At 73.2% G+C, this 7,107-nt stretch carries 11 protein-coding genes and 1 pseudogene; 4 read left to right on the forward strand and 8 right to left on the reverse strand.

The window, feature by feature from the left end; translation table 11 throughout:
• The 4 genes from ACTUAL_RS00275 to ACTUAL_RS00290 form a co-directional block, all read right to left on the reverse strand.
• Positions 1 to 435, reverse strand: a 435-nt coding sequence (locus tag ACTUAL_RS00275; protein WP_440898852.1) for a cadmium resistance transporter, incomplete at its 3' end; no start/stop codon positions are given.
• A gap of 35 nt (positions 436 to 470) precedes the next feature.
• Positions 471 to 1,313 carry a hypothetical protein gene (locus ACTUAL_RS00280; protein WP_440898842.1) on the reverse strand — a complete coding sequence of 281 codons (843 nt, stop codon included), beginning with the start codon at positions 1,311 to 1,313 and terminating at the stop codon, positions 471 to 473.
• A 40-nt stretch (positions 1,314 to 1,353) separates the two neighbouring features.
• On the reverse strand, positions 1,354 to 1,491 hold the full coding sequence (locus tag ACTUAL_RS00285; protein WP_440898843.1) for a hypothetical protein: 138 nt from the start codon (positions 1,489 to 1,491) through the stop codon (positions 1,354 to 1,356).
• Between the two features lie 44 nt (positions 1,492 to 1,535).
• Positions 1,536 to 2,804, reverse strand: a complete 1,269-nt coding sequence (locus ACTUAL_RS00290) for an MFS transporter (protein ID WP_440898844.1) — start codon at positions 2,802 to 2,804, stop codon at positions 1,536 to 1,538.
• Positions 2,805 to 3,036: 232 nt separating this feature from the next.
• Between ACTUAL_RS00290 and ACTUAL_RS00295 the strand changes: the two genes are divergently transcribed.
• Entirely contained in the window at positions 3,037 to 3,450 is a 414-nt protein-coding gene (locus tag ACTUAL_RS00295; RefSeq protein WP_440898845.1) for an Imm1 family immunity protein, read from the forward strand.
• A 6-nt stretch (positions 3,451 to 3,456) separates the two neighbouring features.
• Here ACTUAL_RS00295 and ACTUAL_RS00300 read toward each other — a convergent pair whose 3' ends face one another.
• A complete protein-coding gene (locus ACTUAL_RS00300; protein ID WP_440898846.1) occupies positions 3,457 to 3,933 on the reverse strand; it encodes a nuclear transport factor 2 family protein in 477 nt (158 codons plus the stop codon).
• A 237-nt stretch (positions 3,934 to 4,170) separates the two neighbouring features.
• On the opposite strand from ACTUAL_RS00300, the gene ACTUAL_RS00305 reads away from it, so the two are divergent.
• Positions 4,171 to 4,371 (forward strand): hypothetical protein, encoded by a 201-nt coding sequence (locus ACTUAL_RS00305; RefSeq protein WP_440898847.1) that lies wholly within the window; start codon positions 4,171 to 4,173, stop codon positions 4,369 to 4,371.
• 143 nt (positions 4,372 to 4,514) lie between these two features.
• Here the strand turns inward: ACTUAL_RS00305 and ACTUAL_RS00310 are convergent, their stop codons facing one another.
• Complete coding sequence (locus ACTUAL_RS00310; RefSeq protein WP_440898848.1) at positions 4,515 to 5,444, reverse strand: LysR family transcriptional regulator; 930 nt, start codon at positions 5,442 to 5,444, stop codon at positions 4,515 to 4,517.
• A gap of 82 nt (positions 5,445 to 5,526) precedes the next feature.
• Between ACTUAL_RS00310 and ACTUAL_RS00315 the strand changes: the two genes are divergently transcribed.
• Complete coding sequence (locus tag ACTUAL_RS00315; protein ID WP_440898849.1) at positions 5,527 to 6,075, forward strand: sugar O-acetyltransferase; 549 nt, start codon at positions 5,527 to 5,529, stop codon at positions 6,073 to 6,075.
• 43 nt (positions 6,076 to 6,118) lie between these two features.
• Here ACTUAL_RS00315 and ACTUAL_RS00320 read toward each other — a convergent pair whose 3' ends face one another.
• Positions 6,119 to 6,646: a hypothetical protein gene (locus ACTUAL_RS00320; RefSeq protein WP_440898850.1), complete on the reverse strand. Its 528-nt coding sequence runs from the start codon at positions 6,644 to 6,646 to the stop codon at positions 6,119 to 6,121.
• 10 nt (positions 6,647 to 6,656) lie between these two features.
• Here ACTUAL_RS00320 and ACTUAL_RS00325 point away from each other — a divergent pair, with 10 nt between their 5' ends.
• Positions 6,657 to 6,794, forward strand: a complete 138-nt coding sequence (locus ACTUAL_RS00325; RefSeq protein ID WP_440898851.1) for a hypothetical protein — start codon at positions 6,657 to 6,659, stop codon at positions 6,792 to 6,794.
• Between the two features lie 66 nt (positions 6,795 to 6,860).
• On the opposite strand, the pseudogene ACTUAL_RS00330 reads toward ACTUAL_RS00325, so the two are convergent.
• Positions 6,861 to 7,107: pseudogene (locus ACTUAL_RS00330) on the reverse strand (hypothetical protein); the annotation flags it as partial.

The following is a 7,107-nucleotide window of genomic DNA, read 5'->3' on the forward strand; positions in this document are numbered from 1 at the left end:
CCAGCCCGCCGCCAGCCACACCGCCACCCCGACCAGGAACACCGCGACGTGGCCGAGCATCCCGGCCACGCCCGCCACCGCGAACGCGGGCACGTAGACGCCGATGTTGTCACCGCCGTTGGCGAACGTGACGGCCGCGACCTGCGCCACGCCCGCGCCGGTCGCTACCTCCGCCTCCCCGTCCGCCCCGCGCCCGCGCCACGTCGCCAGGGCCGCGCGCACGCCCAGCGCCAGCGGCAGCAGCCCCAGGTACGGGACCACCGCCCCCGGCAGCAGGCCCGCGCCCAGCGCGCCGACCACGGCCACGGCCACGATCGCCAGGAACCCCAGGTACTGGCCCGCGGCCACGCGCAGCGCGGCCCGCCGGTCGCCGCGCGCCTGGCCGAAGCAGACCGCGAGCAGGAGCAGGTCGTCGATGTTGGTGACCGCGAACATCCCGGCCGCCCGGCCCAGCAGCGCCAGGTCCGCGCTCACCCCGCCTCCGGCCCTCGCTCCAGGTGCGCGAACGCGGGCGCGAGGCGCTCGGGGACGTCCTCCTCCAGCTCCAGGTCCAGGGTCTCCAACTGCCGCAGCAGCGGCAGCTCCGCCAGGGTCTCCAGCACTTCCTCGTCCGCCTCGTCGAACACCGCCCGGCTGATGTCCAGGTGCCGCAGCGCCGGGTAGCCCTCCGGGGTCAGCAGCTCCAGCTGGCCCGCCGGGCAGACGCCGCCGAAGACGTCGTAACCGATCTCCGCCGTCAGGGTCACCACGCCGGGCGCGCGGTCGGGGAACAGCGCGCCGATCGCGAACGGCGCGCCGATCACGTGCAGGTCGGTGACCGTGGTCGAGCCCAGGTCGTCCAGCAGCAGTCCGCCCCGCAGCGTCAGGGCGCGCAGCGCGGGCAGCGCGGACCACAGGTCCACCGCGCTCTCGTTCGCGAACCCCTCGTTCAGCTTCTCCAGCGGGTCGAACCTGCGGCCGGTCGACGTGGTCGCGTGCTCGTACAGGAGCTTGAAGTCGTGGCCGAGGTGCAGCTCCACCAGGTGCTCCCGCCCGCGCGAGGCCAGCGCCGCCGCCGCGCGGGCCGCCGAGTGGTGGAAGTCGGTCAGGTGCAGCTCCAGTACGGTCAGGTCCGCCGACTCGGGGGCGGTCAGGAACGCCTCCAGCAGCACCGACTCCCACTGCTCGGGGTCGGACGCGTCGGCGCCCAGCGCCTCCACCAGCGCCCGCCGGTCCGGGTTGGGCGCGAGCCGGAACACCGCACCGGTGATCCGGTCACCGGTCGTGGTCAGCTGCCAGGAGCCGTCGCTGCGCAGTGCGTCGAAGTCGGTCACGGCGGCATCGTAGGCAGTGGGTCCGACAATTCCGGGCGGTTCACCGGTTCCCGTGCCCGAGGCGCCACGGGGGACCCGCGTGCGCGATCCCGGCGACCAGGGGTTGGGCCAGGTCGAACGCCGTGTTCGGGGAGTCGTGGGTCGGCGACCGCAGGCGGTAGCCGCTGACCGCGTCCACCCGCTCGACGTCCCCGCCCGCGGTGCAGGTGGTTTTCGCGCCCGTCAGGCCCGCGCGGTCGCCGACCGGAACCGGTTGAGCAGCCCGGCCGAGACGATCACCGCCACCGCCACCAGGGGCATCACCAGCGCGGTCGCCGTGCCGCTGTCCTCGGCGAGGTAGCCGGTCAGGCTGGAGGCGGGGGCCTGGCCGATCACGATCGCGGTGCTCGCCATGGTCATCACCGTGGCGTTGCGGCCGACCGGGGCCAGGTCCGAGACCAGCGTGTACAGGGTGACCAGCAGCGGGCCGACGCCCGTGCCCGCCACCGCCAGCGCGAGCGCGACCACCGGGACCGAGGTGGCCAGGTTCAGGCCGATCGCGCCGGTCAGCGCGAGCGCGGCGAACACCAGCCAGCGGTCCCGCAGCGCGAACGCGGGCGGGAGCATCCCGGCCAGCAGCGCGCACACCGCCGAGCCCAGGCCCATGGCGCCGTAGACCAGACCGGCCTGCTCGGCGTCGCCGTGGTCGGCCATGAACGAGGTCAGCGAGGTCAGCACCGAGCCGAAGAACAGGCCGATGCCGACGATGCCCAGCAGCACCACCAGCAGTGACGGGCGGAACAGGTCGCTCACCGGGTCGGGGGTCACCCGCTCTTCGGCGGTGGGCTGAGCGGCGGTCGCGCTCGGGTGCAGGGCGAACAGGCACACGGCCACCAGGGTCAGCGCGGCGGCGGCGATGATCGGGGCGGCGGGGGAGAAGGCGGCGGCGAGGACGCCGACGAGGGTCGGCCCGAAGACGAACGTCATCTCGTCGGCGGCGGACTCGTAGGCCATCGCGGCGTTGACCGCCTTCGGCCGGGTCCCACCGCTGGTGCGGCGGGTGACCAGGCCGACCAGGCGGCTGCGCGACATCGGCGGCACCTGCGGGGTGGTCGCGCCGACCAGGAACGCCGCGACCAGGACCGCCGCCGGGGGCAGCGGCGAGTAGGCCAGGACCACCAGCGCGGTCAGCGCGGCGCTGGTGGCGACCCCGGTGGCCAGCAGCACCCGGCGCTGCCCCCACCGGTCGGCCGCCGCGCCGATCAGCGGCCCGAACACGGCCATGCCGACCCCGGCGGTCGCCGAGGTGAGGCCGCCCAGGCTGATCGAGCCGCGCGCGGCGACGACCAGGGTGAGCACGCCGACGACGGTCATGGCGTAGGGGAAGCGGGCCACGAGGGCCAGCGGGAAGAAGGAGGGGCCCGCGGAGTCGAACACGGCGCGCGCGACCGAGGGGGGCTCGGCAGGGGCCTGCGGGGACTCGTCGAGCAGGGTGGCGGAACGCGTGGTCATGGTGACGTGCTTTCACGAGGCGGGACTGGACCAGTGCCGCCTTACCCCGTGACACGGGGCAGGTAGATACACACCACGGCCTCCGCCCGGCGACGCGGCGTGCTGCGCGCGTGCGGGGGTGCCGCGTGGGCCTTTCGGCTCCGGGGCCACTGTGCCACATGGAGTGGAACCTGCGTACCAGATGTTGTGCGGTTCACTCTGCCGTGGCGGTGTGGCCCACGTCGGAGTGAACGTGACGGAATTGGTGGCCTGGTACTACCCCGGTCAGACGGTCGACGTGGAACTGCGCGGGCCGCAGGACGTGGACGGGGTGCTGGACGAACTCGTGCGCCGGGGTGAGCCGGTGGCGGCGCAGCTGTTCGACCGCGACGACCCGGCCGGGCCGCTGCTGACCGTGGGTGTGGACGGGCCGCGCGGGCGGGGGGCGCTGTGCCACGTCGACGGTGGTGAGGTGTGGATCGGCGAGGGGACGGGCGGGCCGGTGCGGTACCTGATGATCGGGCTCGACTGGGACTTCCCGGCGAACGCCGAGCTGCCCCTGGCGGTGGTGCGCGCCGCCGTGCACGAGTACGCGCGTGGCGGCGGGCAGCGTCCAGGGGGGCTCCGGTGGCGGCTCGACCGGCCGCCACGTCCGGAAGTGACCTGAAGTGACCTAGTGGTCCCCGGCCACCACCGGCTTGACGCCCTCGGGCAGCAGCGGGGGCAGGCCCGTCGTCCAGAGCGCCTCGTGGGACAGGGCGCTGATCCGCCAGCCCTCGGGCGCGCGGCGCAGTTCGGCCCGCCAGTGGCCGCCGACCTGGAAGATCGGGTTCGCGTCCGCGCCGCGCGACCGCAGGGTGCTGTCCAGGTGGACGTGCGTCATGAGCGCGTTCCACGTCACCGCAACGCCTTCCGCCTCGTCCACCAGCAAGTCCGAGGACGTGTGCTGGGTGCGGGCGAAGCGGTGGACCGACTCCTCCACGTGCGCGGCCACCGCCGTGATGCCCTGGGCGGAGCCGATCGGGGAGGACAGGCTGATGTCGTCGGTGAAGTGGTCCTCCGCCCAGCCCTCGGGGAACTCCCGCGCGTCCATGGCGCGGAAGAAGCGGCTGACGAGCGCGCTGAACTCGGTGATCTCGTTGCGGTCCACGGGGATCAGCCTGGTACCTCCACCTATCTGGAGGTCAAGCCAGGGCTGGGCGGGTTCCTACCTGGGGGCGTGCGGCCCTCCGTCAAGAAGGCGCGCAGGCCCGCCCAGTCCGATTGGAAGTCGAGTGGCCACGCTTACAGCTCCTCAGGGGATCCTGTTCCTGCTGCACATCGGCATCGAGCGGGCCGACCTGCCACCGAACCTGGGTTCGGCTCCGGTTCGACCTGCCGCAACAGGATGCTGAAATGGGCCGAGGGCGGGGTCGGGCAATTCCTGCACGGGGTGATGCTCGCCGAGTCGCACGTCGCGGACAGGATCGACTCGATCGGCGCAAGACCGGCTCGAAACACCAAGTCGCCGTCGGCGGCGCAGGTCACCCGCTGGTCGTGGCGGTCAGCACCGGCGAACCCGGACGCCCGAGGTGGCGGCCCGCTGTGATGCTCGCCGACCGCGGCAGCGCGGCCAACCGGAGAAGCCTGAGCCAGCGGTCGATCGTCCCTCGGGGGCGGCCTTCACCAAGGCTTCCTGAACCTGGTGCGCGCACTGATCTGCCGCCGCCTCCGCTCATCCTGAAAGGAGGTCTAAGCCCAGGTTGGTTCCCACCGGGGGTGCGGGACCGGCTCGTGGGCCGCTTTCAGGAACGCGCGCAGGTCCGCCAGACCGGGGTGGTCGTTCGTCGTCGACCAGAGCAGGCGGTGCGGGTACACCGGGGTCGGGTTCCGCAGGGGGAGGCGGCGCAGGTCGTAGTGCCCGGGCCACAGGTAGTGGTCACCTGAGCCGACTAGCGTGGCCGGGGTTGGTGAGTTCGCCAGCAGTTCCAGGAGGGCCTCGTCGCCGAAGTGCGGGCCCGCGCCGTCGATCGACAGGGCGAACTCCTCCGCCAGGTCGCGGTAGAAGCGCGCCCACTCGGTTCCCCTGCTGATTCCCGGCACCCACACCCGGTGCCCGGCCAGATCGGGTGGAGCAAGCTCCTGGTGGTCGGCCAGCGGGTGCTGGGGACCGGTGAGCAGTTCCAGGGCGCTGTCCACTGCCCGTGCGGTGCGCACGTCGTCCGGCAGGTCCGCGTGCGCCAGGGGGACGGCGCGGAACGAGGCGTCGACTGCGCCCGCGCGTATCGCCTCCAGCGCGCCCAGCAGGTGGTTCTCCGGCAGAGTCACCACCTCCAGGGGTATTTCGGGGTGGGCGGTGTGGAAGGCGCGGAGGGCGGTGGACGGGGCGGTTCGGCGGTTCGGCACGTCCACGCGCAGCGCGCGGTGGTCCGGTCGCACTGAGCGGGCCGCCCGCTCGACGGCTCGCAGCACCGCCCTGGCGTGCGGCAGGAACACCTCGCCGTCCAGGGTTGGCCGGACGCCGCGCGGAGTTCGGGTGAACAGGGGCACGCCGACCACGCGCTCCAGCGCGCTGATCCGCTTGGACACCGCCTGCTGGCTGATGCCCAGTTCGGCCGCCGCGTCCCCCAGCCTGCCGGACTCGGCGGCGGCTACGAAGGCGCGCACGCTCTCAACGTCCACCAGTGCGCCTCAACCGTCGGTTGTGGCCGGTGGGCGTGTTGGTTGTTGGTCCGTCGGGCGGGGGCGTTGGTGGGATCGGCACATGAGCAGCCTGCCAAGAGCGCGCACCCACGTCCACGGGCCCGAGTTCGCCCGTGCTGCCGAGCGGATCTTCGCGGTCACCGATCTCACCTCGCGGTTGAACTCGTTGCCGTACAACAGCACGGAGGAGCGCGCCGCCTTGCACGCCGCGATCTTCGGTCGTCCGCTGCCGGAGTCGGTTCGGATCCTGCCGCCCTTCCACACCGACTGCGGGCTGGGCACCGAGTTCGGGGAGGACGTCTTCGTCAACCACGGCTGCACCTTCTACGACCGGGGCGGGTTGCGGATCGGCGGTGGTGTGATGCTCGGGCCGCGCGTCACGCTGATCACCTCCGACCACCCGGTGCCGCCCGAGGACCGGCGGGCGTTCACCGAGGAGGCGCCGGTGGTGCTGGAGGACGGGGTGTGGCTTGAGGTCGGGGTCGTCGTGCTGTCGGGGGTGACCATCGGGCGTGACTCGGTGGTGGGGGCGGGGGCGGTGGTCACCAAGGACGTTCCGGCCGGCGCGTTGGTGACCGGGGGTGCGGCCACCGTGCGCCGCAGGTGGTAGGGGGTGTGGGAAACCCCTGCCCCGCAAGGGTTTCCCACAAAAGTCACCCGGCGTAGCAGGCCTCCACCTCGTCGGCCCACCGCCGGACCACCACGTCCCGCTTCACCTCCAGCGACGGCGTCAGGCAGCCGTTCTCCCGGGTGAACTCCACCGGCAGCACCCGGAACCTGCGCACCGACTCCGCCCGCGACACCGCCGGGTTCCCCTGGTCCACCGCGCGCTGCAACTCCGCCAGCAGGTCCGGGTCGCCTGCCAGGTCCGCCACCGTCGCCTCCGCGGACTTGCCCGCCGTGCGCTTCCACACCGGGAAGTGCTGCTGGTCCACGGTCAGCAGCGCCGCGACGCAGCTTCGCCCGTCGCCCACCACCACGGCGTTGCCCACCAGCGGGTGGCCGCCGATGCGGTCCTCGATCGCGGCGGGGGAGACGTTCTTGCCGCCGCTGGTCACCAGGATCTCCTTGCTGCGCCCGGTGATCACCAGGAAGCCCGCCCCTGATCGGCGCGGCCACCCTGGCGTCCGGCCTGGTGAGCGCAGGAGGGCGAACGCGCTGCCGCGCCTGAGCGGCGGCACGGCCTCGGGGGTGCGAAAGCAACTCGTGGCCGAGGTGGTGCTGATCGCGGTCGGGTCCGTGGTGGTGGCGTGCATGGTGCTGGCGCTGCTGATCGCCACCCCCGGCCAGGCAGGCACCCCGCTGCGGGACCTGCTGGCGCAGGGCTGAGCGGGGCGCTCGCGAGGGCCCGTCCGCCGCGCGCGGGCGGGCCCTCCGGTGTGGAGAACGCCCGGATCAGCGCTTCTCGAACACCGACACGTGGTTGAGGTCGCCCTTCTCGTAGGGGGAGGCGCCCCAGTCCACGCACCGCTCGACCAGGGTGAACCCGGTGTCCTCCGCCATCCCGTCCAGCTGCTCCGCCGTGTAGTAGCGGAACTTCACCGGGAACACCTGGATGCCGTGCGCGCCGAGCATGATGTTCTGGATGCTCAGCACCTGGGTGCCCGGCTCGCGCATCGCCGCCGAGAGCACCGCGTACCCC

Source organism: Actinosynnema sp., assembly GCF_052038725.1.

Bases quoted from the DNA above. Each gene is read 5' to 3' on its own strand.
- ACTUAL_RS00290 (WP_440898844.1), bottom strand. From the start codon at position 2,804: ATGACCACGCGTTCCGCCACCCTGCTCGACGAGTCCCCGCAGGCCCCT.
- ACTUAL_RS00305 (WP_440898847.1), top strand. From the start codon at position 4,171: ATGCTGAAATGGGCCGAGGGCGGGGTCGGGCAATTCCTGCACGGGGTG.
- ACTUAL_RS00315 (WP_440898849.1), top strand. From the start codon at position 5,527: ATGAGCAGCCTGCCAAGAGCGCGCACCCACGTCCACGGGCCCGAGTTC.